Origin of the sequence: Sporolactobacillus pectinivorans (assembly GCF_002802965.1) — a bacterium.
Taxonomy (GTDB): domain Bacteria; phylum Bacillota; class Bacilli; order Bacillales; family Sporolactobacillaceae; genus Sporolactobacillus; species Sporolactobacillus pectinivorans.
This window is the reverse complement of record NZ_NXGA01000001.1, coordinates 499098-524376: the sequence shown is the minus strand read 5'-3', so window position 1 is coordinate 524376 and position 25279 is coordinate 499098. Positions and strand designations below refer to the sequence as shown.

The 25279-nt window shown below is 44.6% G+C and carries 24 protein-coding genes and 3 tRNA genes; 5 read left to right on the top strand and 22 right to left on the bottom strand.

Annotation, left to right across the window (positions count from 1 at the left end; translation table 11 throughout):
• Nucleotides 1-5: 5 nt before the first annotated feature.
• The 12 genes from COP04_RS02825 to COP04_RS02770 form a co-directional block, all read right to left on the bottom strand.
• Nucleotides 6-812, bottom strand: a complete 807-nt coding sequence (locus COP04_RS02825; protein WP_100486603.1) for a two-component system regulatory protein YycI — start codon at nt 810-812, stop codon at nt 6-8.
• Nucleotides 809-2134, bottom strand: a complete 1326-nt coding sequence (locus tag COP04_RS02820; protein ID WP_100486602.1) for a YycH family regulatory protein — start codon at nt 2132-2134, stop codon at nt 809-811. Before COP04_RS02820 ends, COP04_RS02825 begins: the two co-directional genes overlap by 4 nt.
• Nucleotides 2131-3942, bottom strand: a complete 1812-nt coding sequence (gene walK, locus COP04_RS02815; RefSeq protein ID WP_100486601.1) for a cell wall metabolism sensor histidine kinase WalK — start codon at nt 3940-3942, stop codon at nt 2131-2133. The genes COP04_RS02820 and walK overlap by 4 nt, the downstream gene beginning before the upstream one ends.
• Nucleotides 3939-4655, bottom strand: a complete 717-nt coding sequence (gene yycF / locus COP04_RS02810) for a response regulator YycF (RefSeq protein WP_100486600.1) — start codon at nt 4653-4655, stop codon at nt 3939-3941. The genes walK and yycF overlap by 4 nt, the downstream gene beginning before the upstream one ends.
• Before the next feature lie 271 nt (nt 4656-4926).
• A tRNA-Phe gene (locus COP04_RS02805) sits at nt 4927-4999 on the bottom strand.
• Nucleotides 5000-5075: 76 nt separating this feature from the next.
• Nucleotides 5076-5151: transfer RNA gene (locus COP04_RS02800), tRNA-Asp, on the bottom strand.
• Between the two features lie 2 nt (nt 5152-5153).
• Nucleotides 5154-5230, bottom strand: a tRNA-Met gene (locus tag COP04_RS02795).
• A gap of 432 nt (nt 5231-5662) precedes the next feature.
• Nucleotides 5663-6949 carry an adenylosuccinate synthase gene (locus COP04_RS02790; protein ID WP_100486599.1) on the bottom strand — a complete coding sequence of 429 codons (1287 nt, stop codon included), beginning with the start codon at nt 6947-6949 and terminating at the stop codon, nt 5663-5665.
• Between the two features lie 156 nt (nt 6950-7105).
• Nucleotides 7106-8473: a replicative DNA helicase gene (gene dnaB / locus COP04_RS02785; RefSeq protein ID WP_100486598.1), complete on the bottom strand. Its 1368-nt coding sequence runs from the start codon at nt 8471-8473 to the stop codon at nt 7106-7108.
• A 75-nt stretch (nt 8474-8548) separates the two neighbouring features.
• Nucleotides 8549-8992, bottom strand: a complete 444-nt coding sequence (rplI, locus tag COP04_RS02780; protein ID WP_100486597.1) for a 50S ribosomal protein L9 — start codon at nt 8990-8992, stop codon at nt 8549-8551.
• Nucleotides 8992-10968, bottom strand: a complete 1977-nt coding sequence (locus tag COP04_RS02775; protein WP_100489493.1) for a DHH family phosphoesterase — start codon at nt 10966-10968, stop codon at nt 8992-8994. The genes rplI and COP04_RS02775 overlap by 1 nt, the downstream gene beginning before the upstream one ends.
• Nucleotides 10969-11026: 58 nt before the next feature.
• A complete protein-coding gene (locus tag COP04_RS02770; RefSeq protein WP_100486596.1) occupies nt 11027-11971 on the bottom strand; it encodes a YybS family protein in 945 nt (314 codons plus the stop codon).
• Between the two features lie 464 nt (nt 11972-12435).
• Between COP04_RS02770 and COP04_RS02765 the strand changes: the two genes are divergently transcribed.
• The 4 genes from COP04_RS02765 (at nt 12436) to COP04_RS02750 (ending at nt 15337) form a co-directional block, all read left to right on the top strand.
• Nucleotides 12436-13368 (top strand): cation diffusion facilitator family transporter, encoded by a 933-nt coding sequence (locus COP04_RS02765; RefSeq protein ID WP_100486595.1) that lies wholly within the window; start codon nt 12436-12438, stop codon nt 13366-13368.
• Between the two features lie 85 nt (nt 13369-13453).
• A complete protein-coding gene (locus tag COP04_RS02760) occupies nt 13454-13933 on the top strand; it encodes a chemotaxis protein CheW (protein ID WP_100486594.1) in 480 nt (159 codons plus the stop codon).
• Between the two features lie 78 nt (nt 13934-14011).
• Nucleotides 14012-14656 (top strand): HD domain-containing protein, encoded by a 645-nt coding sequence (locus COP04_RS02755; RefSeq protein ID WP_100486593.1) that lies wholly within the window; start codon nt 14012-14014, stop codon nt 14654-14656.
• 108 nt (nt 14657-14764) lie between these two features.
• A complete protein-coding gene (locus COP04_RS02750) occupies nt 14765-15337 on the top strand; it encodes a DUF420 domain-containing protein (protein WP_100486592.1) in 573 nt (190 codons plus the stop codon).
• A 74-nt stretch (nt 15338-15411) separates the two neighbouring features.
• On the opposite strand, the gene COP04_RS02745 is transcribed toward COP04_RS02750, so the two are convergent.
• The 7 genes from COP04_RS02745 to COP04_RS02715 all read right to left on the bottom strand — a co-directional run bounded on the left by COP04_RS02745 (nt 15412) and on the right by COP04_RS02715 (nt 21495).
• Nucleotides 15412-17118, bottom strand: coding sequence for a DUF6044 family protein (locus tag COP04_RS02745; RefSeq protein ID WP_100489492.1), 1707 nt, complete (start codon nt 17116-17118; stop codon nt 15412-15414).
• A gap of 226 nt (nt 17119-17344) precedes the next feature.
• Nucleotides 17345-17575 carry a 30S ribosomal protein S18 gene (gene rpsR / locus COP04_RS02740; RefSeq protein ID WP_100486591.1) on the bottom strand — a complete coding sequence of 77 codons (231 nt, stop codon included), beginning with the start codon at nt 17573-17575 and terminating at the stop codon, nt 17345-17347.
• Nucleotides 17576-17616: 41 nt separating this feature from the next.
• Nucleotides 17617-18138, bottom strand: a complete 522-nt coding sequence (gene ssb / locus COP04_RS02735; RefSeq protein WP_100486590.1) for a single-stranded DNA-binding protein — start codon at nt 18136-18138, stop codon at nt 17617-17619.
• Between the two features lie 22 nt (nt 18139-18160).
• Nucleotides 18161-18466, bottom strand: a complete 306-nt coding sequence (rpsF, locus tag COP04_RS02730; protein WP_100486589.1) for a 30S ribosomal protein S6 — start codon at nt 18464-18466, stop codon at nt 18161-18163.
• A 125-nt stretch (nt 18467-18591) separates the two neighbouring features.
• Entirely contained in the window at nt 18592-19692 is a 1101-nt protein-coding gene (gene ychF / locus COP04_RS02725) for a redox-regulated ATPase YchF (protein ID WP_100489491.1), read from the bottom strand.
• A gap of 117 nt (nt 19693-19809) precedes the next feature.
• Entirely contained in the window at nt 19810-20028 is a 219-nt protein-coding gene (locus COP04_RS02720; RefSeq protein WP_100486588.1) for a DUF951 domain-containing protein, read from the bottom strand.
• Between the two features lie 84 nt (nt 20029-20112).
• Entirely contained in the window at nt 20113-21495 is a 1383-nt protein-coding gene (locus COP04_RS02715) for a glycine--tRNA ligase (protein ID WP_100486587.1), read from the bottom strand.
• Between the two features lie 442 nt (nt 21496-21937).
• Here COP04_RS02715 and yyaC point away from each other — a divergent pair, with 442 nt between their 5' ends.
• Entirely contained in the window at nt 21938-22543 is a 606-nt protein-coding gene (gene yyaC, locus COP04_RS02710; RefSeq protein ID WP_100486586.1) for a spore protease YyaC, read from the top strand.
• A 64-nt stretch (nt 22544-22607) separates the two neighbouring features.
• On the opposite strand, the gene COP04_RS02705 is transcribed toward yyaC, so the two are convergent.
• The 3 genes from COP04_RS02705 to noc form a co-directional block, all read right to left on the bottom strand.
• Nucleotides 22608-23468, bottom strand: a complete 861-nt coding sequence (locus COP04_RS02705; RefSeq protein WP_100486585.1) for a ParB/RepB/Spo0J family partition protein — start codon at nt 23466-23468, stop codon at nt 22608-22610.
• Nucleotides 23461-24222 (bottom strand): ParA family protein, encoded by a 762-nt coding sequence (locus COP04_RS02700; protein WP_157800141.1) that lies wholly within the window; start codon nt 24220-24222, stop codon nt 23461-23463. The genes COP04_RS02705 and COP04_RS02700 overlap by 8 nt, the downstream gene beginning before the upstream one ends.
• A gap of 182 nt (nt 24223-24404) precedes the next feature.
• Entirely contained in the window at nt 24405-25265 is an 861-nt protein-coding gene (gene noc / locus COP04_RS02695) for a nucleoid occlusion protein (RefSeq protein WP_100486583.1), read from the bottom strand.
• Between the last annotated feature and the right edge of the window lie 14 nt (nt 25266-25279).

The following is a 25279-nucleotide window of genomic DNA, read 5'->3' as shown; positions in this document are numbered from 1 at the left end:
GTGAATCAATCAAGGGTCTGTACATTCCCCGACATCGCATTGACAAAATACTCCTGATCGCCGTGATTTGTTTGCACGACAATATGCCAGGTGGGGATAAATATCAACGGATCAGCACTGGCATCGCCTACCAGGTTCACGTAGCCCAGTTCAACAGTCTTAATTACCGGCCGTTCTGAATCAAGCAAATCCGTGTTTTCCCCCAAATTGCTGATCGCTTTCTCCGCGCTGATTACATCGACATAATTGGATTTACTAAACTTAAAATAACTTTGCTGATATCCGACAATTTTGTTCTGGCTAACCGTAAATTCGAGCATCTGAATGTTGTTGCGCCTGCTGATGAAAACCGGCTGGTTATTATATAACTGAACAAAATTAATCGTTCTTGCCTTAGAATCATTTTGCCAGTATGTATAAGACTGTCCTTTATATACCAAGCCGAGAATGATTTTCTGCAGATCTGTATTTGTCATATTTCCACTGATGGGTGAGGCAAAGATTCCATGCAACTGCATGCCCCCGTTCTCATATTGGATTTTCTGACCGATTCCGTTGTTGGCCGAGCTTGTCAAATCGGCAATATTTTTCTTTTCATTTGAAAAATTGACCCGGCTTCCACGCAGGAAAGTGACATTCTGCGGTGTTGGCGGTATGGTTGTATCCACACGGAAAGTATTATTTGTCCCGGATCCGTCAGTAAGGTTTTCAACCCCTTCGTCCTGCTGTCTTGCATACAGTTCAAAAATCAGAAAAGCATCCAGAAGCAGAAAACAGACAATAAAAATAGATTTGGTTTTGCTCCAGTTCATTGCGAATCCACCCCCAGCTGACCCGGCTGGCGGGACGCTAATGTACCATTTTCAGAATACCACCGGTTGTTGATTTTATAAAACCAGTCGGGCGTTGCTTTCAGGGAAGAATTATCATTAGACTGTGGGTTGTCTACCCCATAACCTATCGCCATATCCTCAATCTCATTTACGGCAACGCCATTCTTTTTCAGCATACTTAGCACGTCGCTTCCGGAATTCAGCGTTACAGATCCCGGCTCGTCTATTCTCGTAAAAGTGACCAGTGTTCTATTAAAACTGCTTAGATCCTGGCTTTTCCAGGTCAGTTCCATTGTCGTTAGAAAAGGGTTCGGGTAATATTCAGTGTTATAAACCATATAACTGCCAAGCAGGAGACGGAAAGTAACTGTTTCCTGCTGATTGGAGGATAAGATCAAGCCATCATACATAAAATCATCCGTCCAGGCTTTAAAGTTGTTAATAAACTCAAAGCTGTGGAAAATCGGATCCGTCATCACTGTTGACCCGCTGATCCCCGGATCCACGTATTGAAGAATGTTGGAATTATTCTCCAATTGGCTTGTTCCGTCTGTGTAGGCCGTCTTTCCACGGTATTGAAAAACGTTTTTTGGATCCGTAAACAGAATCGGTATGAATTCATCAACGGGAATTTTCTCAAAGTAGATCATTTCCGAACGGACATTGGTGTTTCCAAGCGGCAGATAAAGCGTTTTACCTTTTAACTGCTGAAGTCCGTACGGCCCAGTCTGCCCGTTTAAAAATATCTTGCTCAGGCTGTTCAGGTTTGTCCCGGAAACCGCCGCGGACAGCTGATCGACATTATTCTGCGACCGGAATGCAGCAACCAGTCCGTGGCCGGAGGTCGGTTGATAAATTTCTATACGATCAATAAGCACATTTTGAGGAATTTGCACATTATTGTCACCAAAATGAAAGATTTCCTTCAATGTCTCCTGCATCAGCGGCGCCGGAAACATGATCTCGTATGAGCTTGTTCCCCTCTTTCGGGCGGGGCTTTTTTGCGCACTTTCGAGCTGAACATTGGTGAATACCGCGTTCTGAAAAATTTTATATCCGCTCATCACCTGGTTGCTGTCGATCTGGCCGACTGTCCCTTCTGGTGACTTCTGAAGAATGAGGGAAGGCCGGATGACATCGCTAAGTTTACGGGATTCAGCAATGGCAACAGAATTTGTCGAATTTGAAGGCCCTTTGTAATTTTTAAAATCTGCTTTATAAAACCAGATATTCCAAGTCATCGCAATACTCGCCAGTACCAAAACGCTCAGAAGAATAGATTTGAAAACTTCACGGTTCAACCTTCTTCACCCTCCCGGTCAAGCGGAAGGATGAAGTGAATCGTCGTGCCGTGATTCCATTCACTCTCCGCCCAGATATCCCCGCCCTGTGCTTCAATCATCTCTTTAGCAATGGCCAGCCCCAGGCCTGTGCCACCGAGTTTCCGGGAGCGGGCCTTGTCCACTCTATAGAAGCGTTCAAACACTTTTACCAGGTTTTCCTTGGGAATCCCAACCCCTTCGTCACTAATTGTCGTCCGGATCTTATGACCCTTTCTTGTAATCCGGAAAGTAATCAGCCCGCCTTCAGGTGAATATTTCATCGCGTTCGAAAGAATATTGTCAATGACCTGGGTCAGCTTGTCCCGATCAATCTGGACAAAAAAAGTCCCTTTTGGTAATTTGCGTGAAAACTCGATATTCTGTTTTTTCGTCATTTCAAAACGATCAATGATTTGCTCACAGAAATTAATATAGTTGGTATGCTGCAGATTAATTTTATAGGATTTGGAATCAAGCCGGGACAGCTGCAGCAAATCCTTGACCAGCCGGATCATCCGCTCTGTCTCTTTTTGTGTCACATCAAGAAACTTGGCCGCGAGTTTCGGATCATCAACTGCGCCGTCTTGGAGCGCCTCAAGGTAGCTTTTCATGGTTGTCAGCGGCGTGCGCAATTCGTGAGAAACGTTAGCCACGAATTCGCGACGCTCCATATCCACCTGTTCCTGCTCTGTGACATCGTGAATCACAGCAATGAGCCCATTGGCAAGCCCGTTTTCTTTTTTCACAACAGAAAAGTTAGCCCTCAGCAGAACGATCTGCTGATCACTGCTGAAGTCAAGAACCATTGAATCTGCGAGGCTGTACAAATCCATGATTTTATAATTTTTCCTGATCTTGAGTAAATCGAGAATTGAATTGCCGATCACGTCGTTACGATAAACATTCAGCAACTCTTCCGCACGGTTATTCATCAGGATTACATTACCCTTGCGGTCGGTTGCAATCACACCATCCGTCATATATGTAAGAACAGATTTCAGTTTGCGGCGTTCTGACTCAGTTGTCGATGTCGCTTCGCGCAATTTGATTGTCATATTGTTGAAGGCCGCAGCCAACTGTCCGATTTCATCCTTTTCAATCATATCGACTTTCCGGTTAAAATTGCCCTGGGAAACCGCGAGCACCTGACGCTGCATCTGAACAAGGGGCTTCGTTATTGTCCGCGCCAAAAAGAAACCAAGAACGGCAGTAATAAGAAGAGAAAAAATTGTTGCTGTGGCAAGTATTCGGTTAATCAACAGGAGCTGACTATAAACGCCTTCAAAGCTTTTCTCTACATAGAGGACGCCGTATCGCTGATTACCAACCATAATCGGTACTGTAACAATATCAACCCGTTCCCCGCTGCCGCTGTCTGTCCGCCGGTATTTGTTGGCTGTTGTTGATGTCAGATTCTGGATGATCAGATCGTTTGTTGTGCTTTTCCCAATCGCCCGTTTGTCGTCCGCCGCCACAATCACACGATTTTCATCAATGACTTCGATTTGCCTGGTATTGTCCACTTCGGAAAACTGGCTGCTGATCTGATCAGCCAGACGGCTTGGATCGTCGATATTCGTATCTTTCGATTCTCTGAGAACCTCGCCGATATTAACAGCAATCAGCTTACTCTGATTAACAAGGGCGTCTTCAAAGCTGTTCAGCTGCATGGTTTTGAGGCTATCCGTAAAATACACGCCGATCAGCTGCATGGCCAGCAGAATCAACAGTGTGTAAACAAGCACAATCTTAAATTGAATCGATTTAAAAAAACCGACTTTAGTCATTCTGACGGCTCCTGATCGGGTGCATTCAGATAATAACCGACACCGCGGCGAGTAATAATCCAGATCGGCCGGCTGGGATTGTCTTCAATTTTCTCGCGCAATCGCCGCACAGTAACATCTACCGTCCGAACATCGCCAAAATAGTCATATCCCCAGACAGTCTGCAGAAGATTTTCTCTTGTCATCACCTGGCCGATGTGATCAGCCAGATAATGAAGCAGTTCAAACTCCCTATGTGTCAGTTCAATCACTTGGCCCCTTTTGGTCACTACATAAGCATCCAGATTAATGACCAGATCACCGATTTCAATACTATTCTCTCTTCCTTTTTCAGTTTCATTTGATTCCTGCTTATGCCGCCTGAGATTGGCTTTAACTCTTGCAATCAGCTCGCGGTTACTGAACGGTTTCGTGACATAGTCATCCGCTCCCATTTCCAGCCCCAGTACTTTGTCAATCTCCGAGTCTTTGGCTGTAAGCATAATGATCGGCATATTGTGTGTCCTGCGAACCTCGCGGCACACCTCCATGCCGTCCTTGACTGGCAGCATCACATCCAGTAGAATCATGTCCGGATTCTCCTGTTCGACCTTGTCCAGCGCCTCCTGTCCATCATAGGCGCAAACAACGTCATAACCTTCCTTTTCAAGATTAAATTGTAATATATCCGCAATTGGCTGTTCATCATCTACGACAAGAATTTTGTTGCTCATTCTTCAAAGCCCCCTGGAAAAATCTCAATTATCTAGCTTATAATCATGCTTTCTCTTCAAGTTGAAATGAGGGTGTCTTATTTTCTATTCATTTCCAAAACCTCTTACCCGGCCGGGAGCGGGCCCGGACGCCGGAATGCACTTCTCATTTATTCTACCATAACGGCGCTTGCTCTGTCATAACTGCCGGTAATGAACAGGGCTCTCGGAAATTTCCGAGAGCCTGCTTTTTCGTTTATATTCGCTGAGTTCGCTTGTGTTTGATAAAACATGGCTCGAGGCGGAATCGAACCACCGACACGAGGATTTTCAGTCCTCTGCTCTACCGACTGAGCTATCGAGCCATAATATAAATAAAACAGTATGCTTGTGGGTAAACCCATTCATTATAAAAATGAAGCATACTGATCATAATCAAAATGGCGGGTCCGAGCGGACTTGAACCGCCGATCTCCTGCGTGACAGGCAGGCATGTTAACCACTACACCACGGACCCATTGGTTGCGGGGGCAGGATTTGAACCTGCGACCTTCGGGTTATGAGCCCGACGAGCTACCAGACTGCTCCACCCCGCGACAATCAACGATCTCTTTCAAATCCGGAAAAGAATTTTAATGATGTTCCTTTTCGCGGCACAAGTAATATTATACCATCGTTAGCCTGCAATGGCAACTCTTTATTTCAATTTAATGTCTTTTCTTTGTATACCTGCTCCTTCCAGTCGCATAAAGCATTCCTTTTTTTATTAGAATGGGGCAAAATGTCACCGAATGATCAGCAGCGAATCTCAACGCCCGCTTGTTCCCCCCAGTCCTCTAAACTTCGCCGCCTCGACCTTCCGATGGTTATGGACGACCTAGTGCAGGCCCTGCAACACAGTGTTACGTTTTTAGCCTGCAAACGCCCTCCTTCGTCACCTTTTTTGGATAGGCTCTAATATAGCAGGAGCAGAATTCCATAAGAAATTCCGCTCCAAGTGAGGCCTGTTCTTTTCAAATTCATCGATATCAGGCAAATACACTGCGCACTTCGATAGTCTGCCCACGATCCGGTCCGACCGAAAACAGCGACAGCGGCACACCGGTGAGCTGAGAAATCCGTTCAATATAATGGCGGGCGTTCTGCGGCAGATCGGAAAGTGACCGAGCTCCTGTAATGTCTTCCGACCAACCCGGCATTTCTTCATAAATCGGTTTGCACGCCGCAAGAATATTCAGGCTCGCCGGGAATTCCCGGATCACTTTGCCCTTGAATTCATAAGCCTTGCAGATCTTCACCGTTTCCAGTCCTGTCAGTACATCGACACAGTTAAGGGAAAGATCCGTCAGGCCGCTGACTCGGCGGGAATGTCGAAGCACGACACTGTCAAACCAGCCGACTCGGCGGGGGCGTCCGGTCACCGTACCGTATTCATGCCCGGTTTCACGGATCTGATCGCCGATAGCATTGGTCAACTCTGTCGGGAACGGTCCATCGCCAACCCGTGTAGTATAAGCTTTAGCGCAGCCGACTACATGATTGATTTTCGTCGGGCCGACACCGGCACCGATCGTTACACCACCGGCTACCGGATTTGACGATGTTACAAATGGGTACGTCCCTTGATCGATATCAAGCATACAGCCCTGGGCACCTTCAAAAAGCACCCGCTTTCCGGTATCAAGCGCCTCGTTAAGCACTACAGACGTATCGCAGACCAAGTGGCGTACTCTTTCTCCATATGCGAGATATTCGCCGTAAATATCATCAATATTGAATCCTTCACTGTCGTACATTTTTTCAAGTAGGCGATTTTTGGAAGCCAGATTTTTTGTCAGTTTTTCCTTAAAAGTCTCCGGTTCGAGGAGATCGGCCATCCGGATGCCAATTCGTGCGGCTTTATCCATGTAAGCCGGTCCAATCCCCTTTTGAGTCGTACCGATCTTGGAGGCACCTTTGCTCTTTTCTTCCAGAATATCAAGTTTCAGGTGATAAGGCAGAACCAGATGCGCCCGATTGCTGATGCGCAAATTTTCGGTGCTGATGCCGTTTTCCTTCATGTAGTCCAGTTCGCTGCAGAGCGATTTAGGATTGATCACCATGCCGTTTCCAAGCACGCAGATTTTATCCTTATAGAGTATTCCCGAAGGCATTAACCTCAGCTTGTAAGTCTTTCCGTTCCAGACAATTGTATGGCCCGCATTGTCTCCACCCTGATAACGTGACACCACTTCAGAGTTTTCCGAGAGATAATCCGTAATTTTGCCTTTTCCTTCATCGCCCCACTGGGCACCCACTATAACTACAGAAGACATACCTTCAGCCCCTTACTTCATCCAGTTAAAATTTTTCTCTCCGACCCTGTTTAGTCTAACAGCTATTGAATTTAAAAGTCAACGACAATAGGCGAACAATTTCTATGATCGGATTGCTTTTCGTTCGGATTTTATGCTTTTCTGGCCAGATGAAACTTATGCTCCGCGTGGAATATTTTCCTGATGATTTCTGTCAATGTTGACAAACTTATTATATTCCTTGATAAACGCCAGTTCGACAGTGCCTACCGGACCATTTCGCTGTTTTGCAATGATGATTTCAATAATGTTCTGTTTTTCACTCTCTTTATTGTAATAATCATCGCGGTAGAGAAAGGCCACAATATCCGCATCCTGTTCGATACTGCCGGATTCACGGATGTCACTCATCATCGGCCTTTTATCCTGACGTGATTCAACACCTCTTGAAAGCTGGGACAAAGCTATGACCGGAACATCCAGTTCACGGGCCATGGCTTTCAGGGTTCGGGAAATTTCCGAAACTTCCTGCTGGCGGTTTTCCTGATGCCCGAGATTCCCGGAACCGACAATCAGCTGCAGATAATCTATAATTACAAGATCAAGTCCTTTTTCCTGCTTCAGCCTACGGCACTTCGAACGTATATCATTTACCCGGATGCCCGGCGAATCATCAATGTAGATACCGGCACGCGACAATGTTCCCATCGCCATCGTCAATTTTTGCCAGTCATCGTCCTCAAGACGGCCGGTACGGAGTTTCTGTGCGTCAATATTCCCCTCAGCGCACAGCATACGCATCGCAAGCTGGCGTGCGCCCATTTCAAGACTGAAAATAGCAACATTAGAATCATTCTTTGTCGCTACATTCTGCGCGATATTGAGTGCAAACGCGGTTTTCCCCACAGACGGCCGCGCAGCCACGATGATCAGATCACTTTTCTGAAAGCCTGCTGTCATTCGATCGAGCTCCATAAATCCGGTGCCTGTTCCGGTCACCTCATCCTTTCTGCTCTGCAGTGCCTCAATGTTGTCATAGGTCTCGATCAGCACATCCTTGATCGGCCTGAATTCGCCTGTCCGTTTTCGCTCTGCAACTTCAAGAATCTGCCGTTCGGCATCATCGACGATGCTCTCAGCATCATCTTCTCTTGTGTAACTTTCGGATACGATTTGAGTCGCCGTACGAATCAAGCGGCGAAGAAGCGACTTTTCCGCAACGATATTGCAGTAATACTCAATGTTGGCCGCTGTCGGTGCCGATCCGGCGAGATCAGCAAGATAAGACACGCCGCCTACCTCTTCCAGATGTTTTGCAGATTGAAGCGCATTGGTTACTGTAACCACATCAACCGGTTCATTGCGGTCAAACAGCTGAAGCATAACCGAAAAAATTAATTGATGGCTCGTCCGGTAAAAGTCTTCGGGAACAAGCCGTTCAGAGGCGGTAATCACTGCAGGTGGTTCAAGAAACACCGCACCCAATACGGCCTGTTCAGCCTCCGTATTATAGGGAGGCGTTCGATCGGCAAATAAGTCACTCATGATGCATTCTCCTTCATGTTGTTCATGAATTCGCTGATGATCCGTGCAATCAGGACCAATCATCAGCGAATCAGGTTATTCCTCAGTTACGTGCACTTTCACTTTGGCAGTAACCTGCGGATGCAGCTTCAGCGGAACGTCTGTAAACCCGAGTGTCCTTATCGGCTCTGGGAGATCGATTTTTCGTTTATCAATCGTTATTTCAATTTTTCTGAAAGCCTGAGCGATCTGTTTGCTGGTGATAGATCCAAAGAGCCGGCCGCCTTCACCGGACTTAGCTTTAAGTTCAATCGTTATTTTTTCGATCTTTTGTTTTAATGCTTCAGCATTTGAGCGTTCTTCTTCTTCAAGCTGCTTTTTCTTTTTCTTTTTGGCTTCCAGCTGGTTTATACTGCCCTTGTTCGCGGGAACGGCCAAATTTTGAGGGAGCAAATAATTGCGTGCGTAGCCCTCTGAAACCTCTTTAACATCGCCTGAATTGCCCTTGCCTTTTACGTCTTTTAAAAAAATAACTTTCATTATGACAAGCCTCCTTCAAAATACTTATCAACAGCTTCTTTGACCTTGGCTGCTGCCGTTTCTACCGTAATACCTTTCATTTGGGTGGCTGCGTTATTCAAGTGACCGCCACCGCCAAGGCTTTCCATAACAATCTGGACGTTGACGTCGCCAAGTGAGCGGGCGCTGACACCAATCAATCCGTCATCCCGCAGCCCAATAACAAAAGACGTCCGAATTCCCTCCAGCATCAGCAGCGTATCGGCAGTCTGAGCCAGCAGCACCTGATTATACGGCTTGCTGTTCTCGCCCCAGACAACTGCAATATTTGACCGGTAGACCTGCGTTCTCCGAATCAGTTCAGCACGCTGATTAAACTGGTCCAAATCATCACAGAGGAATTTCTGAACGAGTATGGTATCCGCCCCGTGCGCGCGTAAATAAGAAGCTGCATCGAAAGTTCTAAACCCGGTTCTTAATGTGAAATTCTTTGTATCGACCGCTATCCCGCCGAGCATCGCAGTCGCTTCAATAACGTCAAGCGGACGTTCATTAGGCTGGTATTCAAGAAGTTCGGTCACCAGTTCAGCGGTTGATGAGGCATAAGGCTCCATATAGACAAGCACGGGATCCTTAATAAATTCTTCTGCTCTGCGGTGATGATCAATGATAACGATACGGTGAACATCATCCAGAATATCCGGATCGACAACCATCGAAGGGCGGTGCGTGTCAGCCACCACAATCAGCGTCCGTCTCGTTACTTTTTCGTGAGCTTCTTCTGCAGAAATAAAATTGGCCCATAAATTCCTGTTTTTCTGAATTTCGCTTACCAGCCGCGCTACACCGGTTACGTTGTGTTCGCGGTCAAGAATAATCTTGGCACTGCGGCCGTTGGCATGGGCGATCTTCAGGATGCCGATGCACGAACCCAAAGCATCAAGATCCGGTGCCTTATGCCCCATGATCATCACCTGGTCACTTTCCAGCATGAGTTCTGTTAACGCATGGGAAATAACTCTTGCACGGACACGCGTTCTCTTTTCAATAGGATTGGATTTCCCGCCAAAAAATTTCACAGCCCCGTCCGGTCTTTTTATTACAGCCTGGTCACCGCCCCGCCCAAGGCCAAGATCAAGTGCAGACTGGGCATAAGTACCAAGATCCTCCAACGTTTCCGTGCCCGCTCCGACACCGATACTGAGCGTCAGGGGGATATGGCTGAGGGGCACCGTAATCTCACGGACCTTATCAAGTATAGAAAAGTGCTCTTCCTCGACAGCAATCAACAGTTTTTCATTCATCACCGCGAGAAAGCGGTCGGACGCTGTCCTTCTTAAATAGATACCATGGCGCGATGCCCAGGCTTTTATAACCGACGTGGTTTCATTATTGATCGTGCTCCTGACCTGATCTTCCATGCCCTGAGTAACCTCATCGTAATTGTCCAAAAAGATCAGAGCAAGAACGGGCTGCTCATCAAAATAATTTTTCTTAATTTCCAGAACATCTGTAATATCGGTAAAATAGAGTAACCTTTCTGTCCGCCTCAGACGTACACGATATTGCCGCTCATTGAGCGTGATAATTGACGAATCTTTATCCGACAGAATTAATTTCTCAAGATCATCAGAAATATCGTTAATCAATTGTCCGATCTTTGTCTCTGTTCCGCCTGCCAGCTGATTGAAGTAGGGATTGCACCACTCTATCCGTTCCTCTTCATCATACAGGGCAATGCCGATCGGCATCTGAAGAAGGGCCTCACCGCCGACTTTTTTCAGCCGGTAGGACAGCCCGGCGATATATTCCACCAGTTCCTTGTCAAACTGCGTTTCATTGAACACAAACCATGTGACAGCCAATGCCAGAATCACCAGCCCTGCCAAAGCAAGCATCCAGTTTAGGAACGCGGTAAAAATAATAAATAGAAGGCACAGCAGACCTAGCACGATCAGCAAGTCGCTGCGCCACCGGTGTTTAAATTGGTTTGCCAATTTTTTCAGCTCCCGCGGCCGCACAATTTTCAGGGAATTTTTCACTTATCCCGGGTCACTACTTCTTTTTATCCAACCGCTTCCGAAGATCAAAACCAAGATCAATTATACCTAATAATGTGACCAGCTGCAGCAGTAAGAAACTGAAGATAATGACTGCAACGGTCACAATAGCCGGAACGATCACCGGAAGCCGTCGATGCGATGCGAAATAAAAAATGAAACTCAGCCCCTGAATAGCAAGCAGTATCTGCATCACAAAAGCAATATTGATCGCCATGATGAAGAGTGGATCTCCGTCAGTTGTTAATCCGGTCTGAATCAGCAGAAGCGCAATCAGATAAATCCAGACTACACTTTTTGGTACCTGCCAGCGCCTGAACGGCACCCACTCCGGAACTTTGATTCGGAACCTCCTAAGTATCGGAAGACTGATCCATTCAATAATGGATGCATAAACAACGCCAATCATTACAATTAACGAGGGCGCGATATTGCCCAAATAATTAAGGTAGCTTTTGTACATACTGAGCAGCGTTCCGGCATTCTGATGCAGCAAAGGGCCTGCCTGGCCAACCATTGACTCAAGAGACCTTTCAATCGCTGTTTTTGTTTCAACAACGGGGTTAAAGTCAAAAATAAGCACTGCGCCAGCTAAACAGAGAATAAGCATCATAATGTTCGCCAAGCTGCCTGTAAGCAGCACTGCAAAAGCAGATTTTTTCAAACGAATGGTTTCACCCATTACAAAGCCCAATATGATAAAGAAAATAGGAAAGAGCATACTCAGATCCCGCTGAATCAGGAGCAGAAATACTATGCCTAAAACGAGCAGCATACTTCCATAACGCCATCCGGACTTTGACACAGCATACATCAGCGGCAGAGGAATCAACCAGACTGAAACAGCCGATGCAAGTGGGACATAAAGAGTGACCCAAAGTAAAACAAACAAAAGAATGACGGTCAGCGCTCCGCCAATACGAGCGTTTTTATCTTTCATAATCACACCTCTTATAAGGGATCAGTTGAATGCCACTCTGGCTTCAAAAAAAACAAGCGTGCCTGTTCCCTTCTCAAGGTACTGCAGCAACTGCACCGGTCATTCAAATGATTCATAAGATTAATTATAATATAAATTCAGTTCTCAATGGAAGGGCAGAGTGTTGAATAGCGCGTATTATCTTGCACCATTTAAATTTTCTGTATATAATAGAGGAGTTAAATATTTGAAAAGAAAGCGTTTTATAGTGAACTTTATCTACCCTTTTGAATCAATAAGGGTTATTTTAATTTCACTCACCATACACTTATCTATCTCTTGTTTTATTTGGAGAGTTGGTGTCAAAATGATCAGTTATTGCATCGTCAAAAAATATCGCTCGTTTTTAAGACAATCCAAACGCGGATTGTCTTTTCTAATGATGAACTTGCCTCAGGCAAACAATTTGGGGAGAGTGAACCATTATGGCTTATGAAAGTGCACAAGCGCTGTTTGTTGCCTGGATCAGCCTTATCAGCAATTTTTTTCTGACCTTAATCAAAATCGGATGCGGCGTGCTTTTTCATAGTACCGCGCTGATTGCTGATGGTGTGCATAATGGCGGAGATGTGATTGGCTCTGTCGCCGCCATTGGCTCAATGAAATTGTCCAATCATCCTGCGGATAGAGAGCACCCTTATGGCCACGGAAAAGCGGAGGACATCTCCACCGCATTTATTGCGACTATCTTGACCGGAGCAGCCGCTTTCCTGATTTTCGAAGCGATCCGTGCTTTGTTCGACCCTGCTACTGAGGTCAGCGTATGGGCGCTCAGCGCCGCTATAATATCTACAGCGTGGAAATGGGTGCTTTATGTATACACACACCGTGCAGCAAAAAAGTATCACAGCAAGAGTCTCGAGGCAACCGCTTCAGACCATCTGGCAGATATTTATGCCTCATTCGCTGCTGCCATTGGACTGAGCATTGGTTGGGTCGGGGAAATTCTGAATATACCTTATTCACACTTCAGCGATCCGATTGCCGGCATTGTTGTCTCTCTCCTTGTTCTCAGAATTGCCATCATGATGATGATCAAGTCGACCAATGTACTCATGGAAAGCAGCGTCGACGAGTTAAAGCAGGAAGAGTATAAGGAAGTGTTTCTTTCATTTCCACAGGTGAAAAAAATTGATATCCTGCGTGCACGGGAACACGGTAATTCAATTCTGATCGATGCGCAAATCCGTCTTCCTGCGTCCTACAATATTCAGGAAGGTGATGACATAACGGAAGAAATCAGACAAAAAGTGATGACCAGATTTCCTGATGTAGAAGAAGTATTGATCCATATCAATCCATGGTATGAGGGTAAAGAGATCGTTGAGCCCGACTCAGTCCCCCGCCTAAAAAAATAATCATTATGTCGCTTTATTCCGATATAAATCTTGAAAATATGTTTAATCATTTTTGCTTGAGAAAATATTATCCGAGGTGAATCATATGTCTTTAGAAACAACGGATCTGGAAGCACTCACTCTCCATACCGGCAATCGTTCGGTTGGTATCCTGATCAGTGCTGTCAGCGAAATTATTGAACCTGTGCCCGTGGTATCTGTTCCATTAACCCACCCTTTCTTCTCAGGTTTTATATCATTAAGAAATCAAATTCTGCCGCTGATTCGTCTTTCCGAAGTCCTTCAGGCTGGAAGCAATGCTTCTCTGATTAAAGAGGACAGGAAATTCGTGATTTGTTCAGCGGAATCCGGAAGTGTCGCCCTCGATATCGATGCTGTTGGAGACACTTATGTGTTCCAGTCGGGGCAGATTGCCGCTGACGGTGACGTGTCTCAGTTTTTCAACTCAGAAGTCCAGCTACAGGATGGTGAGCTGCCTCTGCTTGATATAAAGGAACTAATTGATTTTATTCAGACCCAGAACACCAGGATTCGAAACGAAGCGGGTCTGGCTCAGAATGATTGACTCTTTTCCTCATGCGGTCTATACTGTTCGAAATATCCAAACAGATCGATCAGAAGCATTCGGAGAGGAGTCTTGTCCATGGGTATCCACAAATATTTTCAAAGCTTATCTGACCTGGAGGGCATTTACCGCTGTCCAGGTGTTTTTAAATACCAGGAACATTCCGTTGCCAGCCACTCATTTAAAGTTGCAACCATTGCACAGTTTCTTGCAACTGTTGAAGATCAGAACGGACAATCCGTTGACTGGAAAAAGGTCTATGAACGAGCCATTAACCATGATTATTCAGAACTTTTTACCGGCGATATAAAAACTCCGGTTAAATACGCCTTGCCGAAACTCCGGGAACTGTTTTCACAGGTGGAAGGCTCAATGACTCAGGAATTTCTTGATAAAGAAATTCCATCGGAGTTCCGCAAAGTTTATGAAGAACGCTTCAAAGAGGGCAAAGATCATTCACTGGAAGGTAAAATTCTGTCGGTTGCAGATAAGATTGATCTGCTTTATGAGGCTTATGGCGAAATTCAGAAAGGTAACCCTGAACCTCTTTTTTTCCAGATCTACAAAGAGGCCTTGGAATCTATTCTGATATTCAAAGACCTGATTTCCGTGCAGTATTTCATAAGGGTCATCCTTAAAGAAATGATTGATGAAGAAACTAAATCACACACCTATATTAAATCAATTACAAATAAACTTCTTTCCAAAGTTTCTGCGGATTGACTTCATTGATTCGCGCGTGTGTTAATTCTTGCCTGTCCGGCTGCTGACACCTATCATAGATTTATAGCCTGTCCGTGAATCTCACAAGCAAAGGAGTTATTAACGATTATGAAGCAAACGCTAAACACCCAGGGCGCCAGTCATCCAAAACCGAAAAGCGATAAGAATTACGCTGTGCTTATCATCACAGTCGCTATCCTCGCCAACATTGTCATATTGCTGCTTTTCTTTGCGCCTTTTATTGGCTATCATGGCAAAATCAGCCGTAGCGTCTATGTGCTTCCCAAGCTGAATGCCGTATTTAACAGCTTTACATTTATCTTTCTTGTCTGCGCACTGATTGCCATTAAAATGAAAAAAATCAATCTGCATCGTGGTTTTATATTGGCCGCATTTTCGACAACTGCTCTTTTTCTGCTTTCGTATCTTTCTTTCCACTATCTCGCACCGGCACCTCATTACGGCGGCGTGGGACTGATCAGGCCAATCTACTTTTTTATTCTGATTACGCATAGCACTCTAGCTGCAAGCGTCGTTTTTCTTGCTCCGTTCGCGCTTGTGTGGGGCTGGACCATGCAGATCAGCAAGCATAGGAAAATTGTACGCTGGACGATGCCGATCTGGCTTTATGTCAGCCTGACCGGGGTTATCGTTTATTTAATGATGGCACCCTATTATTAATGCTGAACACTTTTTCCCGAAATCCCGAAATTCCATAAAAAAGGCGCCCTGACAGAGCGTCTTTTTTCATCCCTTTAACTCGTCCCATACAGATAGATCTTCCATGCAGACTCTTTACTGTTAAATGACTTAAGGAAATGCAAACCGTCTTGCCTTGCATTGACGATCGGAACCGCGGAAAAAATATAATTCCCGCCCATCTTTTTAAACTGGCCAATATTGAGTTGCAGATGGTGGATCTTCACATGGGAATTCTTGCGAAAATCATAATTCTCTCCCAATTCAGCGGTAAAAAGATAGCATCTGCCACCCCAATTATCAAAATAGGCCCGGATGCTTGGATTTTTGTCCAGTTCTTTAGAAATGATTTTTCGGAAGGCCTGCTTATATGTGAGCGGGTAAAAATTATTGTACGTATCCAGCGTATAAAATCCATTAAATTGAGCGATCGCCGGATGCAAACCAATACTGGCCACACGATAGCTCGATTTGGGCTTTCCTATATATTTAGCAATCGCACTGAACTGCTGACTAGCATAGAACTGCTTGAAAGACGGCTGGTCGTGAAACTCAATTTCCGGGTTATAAAGGAACAGCACGATAATCTGCAAAACAAGCACGATTTCAACAAATCTCTTCCATCTCTTCCCCTTTTGCCAGCATATGAGTGCTCCCATTGCAAACATCAGATAAATGAACAGAGGGTGAAGGTAGTGATATCTTGAAAAGTTGAATGTTCTAAGGATACTGATCTTTGCTTTAAGCGGTGCCCAGCCCTTATAAAACCAGAAAGCAAACCACACGGACAGCAGCACATTCAGAAAGAGCAGTTGAAGAAAACGCTTATTGAGCAACCGTTCCCCTGTGCCGGGCTTGATTATCTGCCACAAGACAATGCAAATAAAGGGCAGAATGACGTACTGATGAACCGTCATGACCTGATCATGGCCGACAATAAAATTTTCTATTGAGAGTATCAGGACATGCCATAAACTCGATGTTGATTCAACAAAATCATCTCTGTTCGTCAGCGGTCCAGGCAGAAGCAGCGAGGCAACTAATCTGTATTCAACAAAGAAGTAGATGGCCGTCATCAGTGCGATGGAAAATATAAATATTAGATTGAACTTTTTTTTGACGATCCAGTCTCTCATCCAGAACATTGCCATTAGCGTTAAAAAGAAGAAAAATCCGAGCTCAAAACTGGAATAAAAAGGCAAGAGGCAAATAGTCAGCCATTCTTTCCAAGAAGCATGGTGCGCCCTTATATTGAGAAAGGCCCACAATGCAAGTGGCATACCAAGGGTGCTCAGCATGCCGGAAGGCCAGAACGGCGTCAATGCAAAAGCAAGTGCCACGAGCACTCTGATCGGGGAACTATCCCTGTTTTTGACAAAATGATCCCTCAACAACAAATACATCCCTAAAAACGCAAAAAACCTCGAAATCAGCTGACATATGGAATAGGCAAGCATTGGTGGCAGGATCGCGTGCAGCAGTACAATAAGGCTGAACTGTGAACCGAAAGCATTCCGGGAAAGCTGGCCATTGATAATTTGAGGTATTTGGGAATGGACGGAACCGAACAATTCACCACTGTTTTTTAGCACCTGATACCATGCAATATTTGAATCCATATTATCCACAATTCGGATGTGCGCATTTTCTCCAAGTATGAACATTGGTGCCAGATAGATCGCAATCATGATCATAGCCGCGATCAGCAGCCACTTCTCTTTAACTGGCAAACCAGCACTTTCTTTTAAATGGCCCGGTTTCATCATCATTCGCTAACCTCTTAATCGTTTACTGTAAAGCTTAGAGTGTCTGGACATTTTTTTCAACAGGCAGGACAACGACTGCAGAAAATGATGAAGAAAAAAACTCTGAAGCCTGCTAAGCTTGGTTGTGACGGCCTATATCTTTCCAACGAGTATAAAAAAACCGCAGCAGAGGCATTCCTCTTACTGCAGTTTTTTCATTCACTGGCTTGATCAAACCAGTTTTTTATTCCTGTGTATATGGAAGTAAAGCCATCTGACGTGAGCGTTTGATTGCTCTCGTCAGCTGACGCTGATATTTTGCGCTCGTTCCTGTAACACGGCGAGGCAAAATTTTCCCGCGTTCTGAAATAAAGCGTCTCAGCAAATCAACATCCTTATAATCAATATAAGTAATGTGATTAACTGTAAAATAGCATACTTTGCGGCGTTTACCGCGTGACCGGCGTACTGCCATTTCTACTGCACCTCCCCTTATTCACCTGGTTCTCCCATCTTTTAGAATGGAAGGTCATCATCCGAGATATCGATAGGCTTACTGTCATTTGCAAAAGGATCTTCAAAAGAAGGGGCATTCTGATTGTTGTTGCTGTTTGTACCGGCATTCGGGCGGTTACCGGTCTGCGGGGCAAAACTATTATTCCCGCCTGAAGGTGCAGGCGCCCCGTTGCCGAAGTCATTTCCGTCAGTGTGTCTTGTTCCTTTTGGTTCAAGAAATTGCACGCTATCAGCAATGACCTCCGTGACATATACCCTGCGCCCTTCATTATTCTCATAATTCCGCGTCTGAATTCGCCCGTCAACACCCGTCAAGCTTCCTTTTGTCAGGAAGTTAGCTGCATTTTCTGCCTGTCTGCGCCAGACGACAACAGGAATAAAGTCCGTTTCACGATCACCCTGCTGATTTGAAAACGGGCGATTGACGGCAATAGTAAAACTTGCAACTGCAACCCCATTGGGTGTGTAGCGAAGTTCCGGATTTTTTGTTAATCGTCCGACGAGAACGACCCGATTAATCAATAGAATCCCCCCGTTTTTGAGATTATTTTACTTCTTCCGGTTTGCGTTCATCTTTAATGATCATGAAACGGATCACGTCATCATTGATTTTCACAAGACGGTCAAACTCATTGATTGCCGGGCTTCCTGCGTTAACATACAGGACAAAGTACACACCGGTATTAAAATCCGTGATTTCATAGGCTAAGCGGCGCTTACCCATTTCCTTCACTTCATTTATCTCGGCGCCATTATCCGTCAGAATCGAAGCCAGCTTTTCATTAACTGCTTTTTCCTGATCCTCTTCCAGATCTGGACGAAGAATGTACATGATTTCATATTTGCGCACGATTTTTCACCTCCCCTTGGACTAAGCGGCTCCTGATCGGAGCAGAGAGCAAGTCTTCTCACTCATGGGTCATAATGTTACCACAGTTAGACCACATTTGCAAGAACAACCTCAGACGGCTATGGTCAGACATTAAATCTGAAATTAACTATATCCCCATCCTGCATGACGTAGTCCTTCCCCTCAAGGCGGAGATGGCCCTGTTCTCTGGCGGCGGTTTCCGATCCTGCTGAAATCAGGTCTTCATATGAAACAATTTCCGCGCGGATAAAACCACGTTCAAAATCTGAATGAATAATTCCCGCCGCCTGTGGCGCTTTAGTACCTTTTTTAAAAGTCCAGGCACGAACTTCTTTTTCTCCTGCTGTAAAATAGGTTGCCAGTCCAAGCAATTGATATGATTTTGCAACCAATCTGTCAAGGCCCGAAGAGTCAAGACCAAGGTCCTGCAAAAAGGCTTTTTTCTCCTCTTTATCGAGTTCTGCAATTTCAGACTCGATTCTCGCTGAAATCGCTACGGCCTCAGCCCCGTCTTTTTCAGCATATTTCTGTACCGCTTGAACATATTTATTCTCTTCAGGAGAAGCCACATCATCTTCGGAGACGTTGGCAACATAGAGAACGGGTTTCTTTGTCAAGAAGTTAAATGGCCTGACAATTGCTTCTTCCTCTTCGGTCAATGCAACATGGCGTGCCGGCTTTCCCTCATCAAAAGCTTTCTTAAGTTTTTGTAGTGCAGAGAATTCAATAATAGCTTGTTTTTCTTTTTGATTTGCCAGCTTTGCTACTCGGTCAAATCTTTTATTGACCTGTTCCAGATCTGCAAGAATCAGTTCGAGATTAATTGTTTCAATATCATCTACCGGATCAATTTTCCCGGACACATGTGTGATGTTCCTGTCATCAAAGCAGCGGACAACGTGTGAAATGGCATCGACTTGTCTGATATTAGCAAGAAACTGATTGCCGAGACCTTCACCTTTGCTTGCCCCCTTGACTAGACCGGCTATATCGGTAAACTCAAATGTCGTTGGCACTCTTCGTTTCGGGTGATACATTTCGGTCAACTGGTCCAGCCTGCTGTCAGGCACACTGACAATGCCAACATTTGGCTCAATAGTACAGAACGGATAATTTGCCATTTCCGCTCCTGCCTGAGTAATCGCGTTAAACAGTGTGGACTTGCCGACATTTGGCAGTCCGACTATACCTGTTGTCAAACTCATTTTTTTCAGCTCCTCGGACATTACAGCCCCTTGGTTCTCACAATTATTTCTTTCTTATGGGAGAAGATTTTGTCACCAGCTCTTCTCCCTTTTTCTATCCATTATTTATACGTTGTTTTACTGTTCGCTATCTTCTACAGTTTTTGATTCGATCACTTTTTTGATTTTTTTTTGAAATTCGCTTCTCGGCATCAGAACACTATGGCCGCATCCGAGACACTTAATCCGGATATCCGCACCCATGCGGATGATTTTCCATTGATTTGTTCCACACGGATGTGCCTTTTTCATCTCAACAACGTCATTCAAGTTAAATGCAATATGCGGTCTGGCCATGTATCCTCCCCCCTTGAAGTCCGGTGAATCCGATTGTGTTTTCCGATTTATATATTGATATCAATAAGTGTTTTCTGCCAGCTTTTAGAATGCAGTTTTCTCCGTGAGAAACTGCGGCAATTGGTCAATTGGCAGCCAGATCTGGTCCATCGTGTCCCTGTTCCTGACAGTTACCTTCCCATCTTCCTTTGAGTCAAAATCGTAAGTAATACAGTAAGGTGTACCGATTTCATCCTGTCTGCGGTACCTTTTACCGATTGAACCCGTTTCATCGTAATCGACCATCCACTCTTTGGCCAAATTCTTGTAAATGGCTCCGGCCTCTTCACTCAATTTTTTAGAAAGTGGCAAGATACTCACTTTATATGGTGCCAGTGCCGGATGAAAATGTAATACGGTTCTTGAGTCCGTATCACTGATTTTCTGTTCTTCGTAGGCATCCGCGAGAAAGGCCAGCGTGACACGATCTGCTCCTAGAGATGGCTCTATAACATAAGGAATATAGCGTTCCTTCGCATTCTGGTCAATATATTGCAGATCCTGTCCGGATACTTCCATATGTCTGCGCAAATCATAATCTGTTCTGGACGACAGACTCGAAAGTTCCCCCCAGCCAAAGGGAAAAAGGTACTCGATATCTGTTGTCGCATTACTGTAATGCGGCAATTCTTCCTTCTCATGGTCACGCAACCTTAGATTTTCGGGCTGGATACTAAGTGATTTCAACCATTCAAAGCCGAATGTTCTCCAGTATTCAAACCACTTTTTATCTTCACCCGGTTTGCAGAAAAATTCAAGTTCAAGCTGCTCAAACTCACGCGTTCTGAAAGTGAAGTTCCCAGGAGTGATTTCATTTCGGAAAGATTTCCCAACCTGTCCGATTCCAAAAGGAATTTTTTTTCTCATTGTCCGTTGTACATTTTTAAAATTGACAAAAATCCCCTGAGCTGTCTCCGGGCGAAGGTAGATTTCATCTTTTGCTGTTTCGGTCACACCTTGATAGGTTTTAAACATCAGATTGAATTGCCTGATTGAAGTAAAATCGTGCGCTCCACAGTCTGGACACTTAATGGCATGGGATTCGATTAACTTTTCCATGGTCTCAAAACTAAGCCCATCCACCGGCCCGGGAAGTTCTTCCGCAGGTATGTTGGCTTCAATCAGCTTATCTGCACGAAAACGTGATTTACAGTTTTTACAGTCAATCATTGGATCATTGAAATTGGTAATATGTCCGGAAGCTTCCCATGTTTTTGGATTCATGAGAATGGCTGCATCCAACCCGACATTATATGGCGACTCCTGGACAAACTTCTTCCACCAAGCTCTTTTAACATTGTTTTTCAGTTCCACGCCTAAAGGACCGTAATCCCAAGTATTTGCCAGCCCTCCGTAAATTTCGGATCCCGGGAAGATAAACCCTCTCTGTTTTGCAAGATTGACGATCTGATCCATTGTTTTGGCCATTTGTTCTGCTCCTTTTCAAATAAATAAGCTCTCGTTCTCCAGGTCTGTATGCAAGACCTAGGGACGAGAGCTGTATCTGCGCTCACGCGGTTCCACCCTAATTGATGCAGTGATTTACTGCATCCACTTTATGAAAAGTCCGGTTCGGGAACGCCTTCCTCTGAGGTTGCTTGCCGGGCTCCCATCATTCCCGACTTGCTGTAAAGTAACTGTTCTGAGTACTCTTTTCCTTCATCGCCGTTTCTGATTCAATTACTGTTTCTGTGTCATAGTATATCCTATTTCCAGAGAAAAGCATAGTTTTTCATTTTTTTCCGTGAAAAAATTTGCTGACTGGTTGCTGCTCTCCAAGCATCGAATTATATCTGAAACTATGAATTTTAAGGTATAGAAACAGAAGCATGGCCATATACTGTTAATACTTTTTAAAGGAGCGTAAACTATGAATCTGAATCGTGAAAAACCGCTTGCCCGCCAGTATCATCAGCCGATTCATTATCTTGACAGGCATGCCTGCACTTCAGTAGTCAGCGCCATCCGGTATTATCTATCGGGAGCAGGCCAAAATGATCTGGTCATTGTTTGCATCGGCACCGATCGGTCCACGGGTGATGCACTGGGTCCGCTTGTCGGCACTCAACTGGAAAGTTTTTTGCTTCCGGAAGCAGCTATTTACGGAACCCTTGAAAATCCCGTACACGCAGTAAACTTGCAGGAAACCCTGTCAACGATCAAAGTGTCTTATCGTCGGCCGTTTATTATTGCTGTTGATGCCTGCCTCGGGCAGCAACAGAATATCGGGAAAATCTGCGTCTCAGAAGGTCCCGTTCTGCCCGGGGCCGGCGTGAACAAAAAGTTAGAACCCGTAGGAAATATTAATATTACTGGAGTAGTCAATGTTAGCGGGTTTATGGAGTATTCAGTTTTGCAAAGCACCCGGCTCAGCATTGTAATAAATCTATCAAAAGTAATCAGCAAATCTCTTGTCCGGGCGATCTTATCAAGAGATCATGCTAACCTTTTTTCCCGATTCAAGTCGAACTATTAATGCTGTTTTCATCCTATTCTTTGAGAAGCGTCATGCGCATGCATCGCAAAGTAACATGTTTTTATCATGATTCTTTATCCAGCAGTTCCAGCAGCCGGTAAAGGTCTTCAGCAGAATAATAATCCAATTCTATTTTACCTTTATCCTTATTCGTTCCAGGTTTGATTTTGACTGACGTACCAAATCTTTCACGCAAACCATTTACCCTCTCTTTAAGTTCGGGCGACATGATCCATTCTTTTTTTCTCGATGTTTCACGTGGAACATGGTGGTTTAATCTTTGGATGAGTGTTTCCAACTGTCGTACATTCATTTGTTCTTTTATTACTTTATCCACGACAGGAACGATCTGTTTTTTGTTTTTCAAGCCCACAAGAGCACGTGCATGTCCCATTGAAAGTTTTCCCTGTTCAACTAAAATACGGATGGTCGGTTCCAACTGAAGCAGACGCAGATGATTTGCAATGTGGGGCCTGCTCTTTCCAAGTTTCTTTGCAAGTTCATCCTGGGTCAATTGCAGGCCATGCATGAGTTTTTTATAGGCTGTAGCTTCTTCGATTGGATTTAGATCCTCTCGTTGAAGATTCTCAATTAATGCAATCTGCATCATTTCATGATCGGATAATTCCTTAATAACGACGGGTACTTTTTCCAGCTTTATCTGTTTTGCTGCCCTGTAACGGCGTTCACCCACGATGATGTCGTAACCTTTAATGCTTTTGCGGACGATCAGAGGCTGAATAATGCCATGTTCCCTGATTGACTGAGCGAGTTCCTCAATACCCTCTTCATCGAACTGCTTTCTTGGCTGATAGGGATTGGGCTTCAAATCACTTAACGCAACGCTTTCCACTGCATTATCCAGCTCATCTGAAAATGCCGAGGGAAAAAAAGCATCCAATCCTTTGCCCAAAGCTTTAGTCACCTGTCATCACTTCCTTTGCGAAGTCAAGATATACTTCGGCACCTTTGGATCTTGAATCATAGAGAATGATCGGCAGACCATGGCTGGGTGCCTCGCTTAGCCGGACATTGCGTGGAATGATCGTATGAAAAACACGATCCTGGAAATATTTTTTTACTTCCTGTATGACTTGTAAACCAAGGTTAGTCCTTGCATCAAGCATGGTCAGAAGCACACCTTCAATTGCGAGATGATGATTGAGATGTTTCTGCACGAGCCTGACCGTGTTAAGGAGCTGGCTCAGCCCTTCAAGTGCGTAGTATTCACACTGAACCGGGATAATCACCGCATCTGCAGCGGTTAAGGCATTTATGGTCAAAAGGCCTAGCGACGGCGGGCAATCTATGATTATGTAATCATATGTATCTTTTACTTTCTCCAGCGCACGTTTCAACCTGACTTCCCTTGAAATCGTCGGCACAAGCTCAATCTCTGCTCCTGCCAGTTGAATAGCAGATGGAAGAACATCAAGATTATCAATAGCAGAACTTTTTACAACTTGAGCAACTTCTGTTTCTTCTACTAAAACATCATAAACACATTCATCAACTTCACCTTTGTCGACCCCTGAACCACTCGTTGCATTTCCTTGGGGATCAATATCGACCAGCAGAACTTTACAGCCAAGATTCGCCATACAGGCGCTAAGATTGACCGCTGTTGTTGTTTTGCCTACGCCGCCTTTCTGGTTGGCAACCGCCAATATCTTACTCACACTTTCACCTACTCTCAAGCTTCAATTGCTAACTTCCATTTTATCATGAATTCATTCATCGGAGAAAACTAATCTGTGTTAATATCCTGAAACAGGAATACCGCATTCTGCGCGGACTCGCAAAATTCCGCACAGAATACGGTATTTTTGAGGATTTTCAATTGTCCCTAAAGTCTTGAACTTTATTGCCCTTTGGGAATCCGGATTGTAAATTGATAATAATCACCCAGATCCTCTTCTTTTGTATCAATATTAAGGCCGGAATCATTAACCATATAAACAGATCGACGGATCGTGTTGACGGCAAGTCGGGTATCACGGTTCAAAGAGATTCTTCTTTTTTTACTTCCATCATCATGGGCAGTATCCAGGTTCGGTTGGATCATCTTTTGAACACGCAGTTCAGTTTGCTTCACATTCAGCTGCTTTTCAATGATTTCCTGCAGCAACTTTTCCTGCTTCCCCGGATCTTTTAAAATAATCAGTGCACGGGCATGACGCTCACTAATTTTCTTTTCCAAAATGGCACTTTGAACTACCGGTGGAAGTTTAAGCAATCTGAGTTTATTGGCAATTGTAGACTGCCCTCTTCCCAATTTCTGAGCCAGGCTTTCTTGTGTCAGTCCATGGATATCAATCAATCTTGCATAAGCCATAGCCTCTTCAATGGCCGTTAATTCTTCCCGTTGAAGATTTTCGATCAATGCGACCGATGCGGTTTGATCATCATCCATGTTTTTCACAATTGCCGGTATTTTTTCCCAGCCCAAATATATGCAGGCGCGCCATCTTCTCTCACCGGCAATAATTTCAAACTTGTCGTTCAAAGTACGGAGAACAATAGGCTGAATAACACCATGTCTTTTAATAGTCGCAGCAAGTTCATGCAATTTTTCTTCATCAAATACTGATCTCGGTTGATACTGATTCGGAACAATCTTTGAAATCAAAATCTCCTGTACTTTTTCATCGTTCCGGTCATCTTCAACATCGATTTCTTCATGTTCACCCGTACTGAAAATATTTGAAAAAGAATGTTTCATCCCTTCAACACCAC

Bases quoted from the DNA above. Each gene is read 5' to 3' on its own strand.
- COP04_RS02715 (WP_100486587.1), bottom strand. From the start codon at position 21,495: ATGGCCAAAACAATGGATCAGATCGTCAATCTTGCAAAACAGAGAGGG.
- COP04_RS02720 (WP_100486588.1), bottom strand. From the start codon at position 20,028: ATGGCCAGACCGCATATTGCATTTAACTTGAATGACGTTGTTGAGATG.
- COP04_RS02765 (WP_100486595.1), top strand. From the start codon at position 12,436: ATGGCTTATGAAAGTGCACAAGCGCTGTTTGTTGCCTGGATCAGCCTT.
- rplI (WP_100486597.1), bottom strand. From the start codon at position 8,992: ATGAAAGTTATTTTTTTAAAAGACGTAAAAGGCAAGGGCAATTCAGGC.
- walK (WP_100486601.1), bottom strand. From the start codon at position 3,942: ATGACTAAAGTCGGTTTTTTTAAATCGATTCAATTTAAGATTGTGCTT.
- rpsR (WP_100486591.1), bottom strand. From the start codon at position 17,575: ATGGCAGTACGCCGGTCACGCGGTAAACGCCGCAAAGTATGCTATTTT.
- noc (WP_100486583.1), bottom strand. From the start codon at position 25,265: ATGAAACATTCTTTTTCAAATATTTTCAGTACGGGTGAACATGAAGAA.
- COP04_RS02745 (WP_100489492.1), bottom strand. From the start codon at position 17,118: ATGAAACCGGGCCATTTAAAAGAAAGTGCTGGTTTGCCAGTTAAAGAG.
- COP04_RS02760 (WP_100486594.1), top strand. From the start codon at position 13,454: ATGTCTTTAGAAACAACGGATCTGGAAGCACTCACTCTCCATACCGGC.
- dnaB (WP_100486598.1), bottom strand. From the start codon at position 8,473: ATGAGTGACTTATTTGCCGATCGAACGCCTCCCTATAATACGGAGGCT.
- COP04_RS02755 (WP_100486593.1), top strand. From the start codon at position 14,012: ATGGGTATCCACAAATATTTTCAAAGCTTATCTGACCTGGAGGGCATT.
- COP04_RS02770 (WP_100486596.1), bottom strand. From the start codon at position 11,971: ATGAAAGATAAAAACGCTCGTATTGGCGGAGCGCTGACCGTCATTCTT.
- yycF (WP_100486600.1), bottom strand. From the start codon at position 4,655: ATGAGCAACAAAATTCTTGTCGTAGATGATGAACAGCCAATTGCGGAT.
- yyaC (WP_100486586.1), top strand. From the start codon at position 21,938: ATGAATCTGAATCGTGAAAAACCGCTTGCCCGCCAGTATCATCAGCCG.
- COP04_RS02750 (WP_100486592.1), top strand. From the start codon at position 14,765: ATGAAGCAAACGCTAAACACCCAGGGCGCCAGTCATCCAAAACCGAAA.
- COP04_RS02790 (WP_100486599.1), bottom strand. From the start codon at position 6,949: ATGTCTTCTGTAGTTATAGTGGGTGCCCAGTGGGGCGATGAAGGAAAA.
- COP04_RS02825 (WP_100486603.1), bottom strand. From the start codon at position 812: ATGAACTGGAGCAAAACCAAATCTATTTTTATTGTCTGTTTTCTGCTT.
- ychF (WP_100489491.1), bottom strand. From the start codon at position 19,692: ATGAGTTTGACAACAGGTATAGTCGGACTGCCAAATGTCGGCAAGTCC.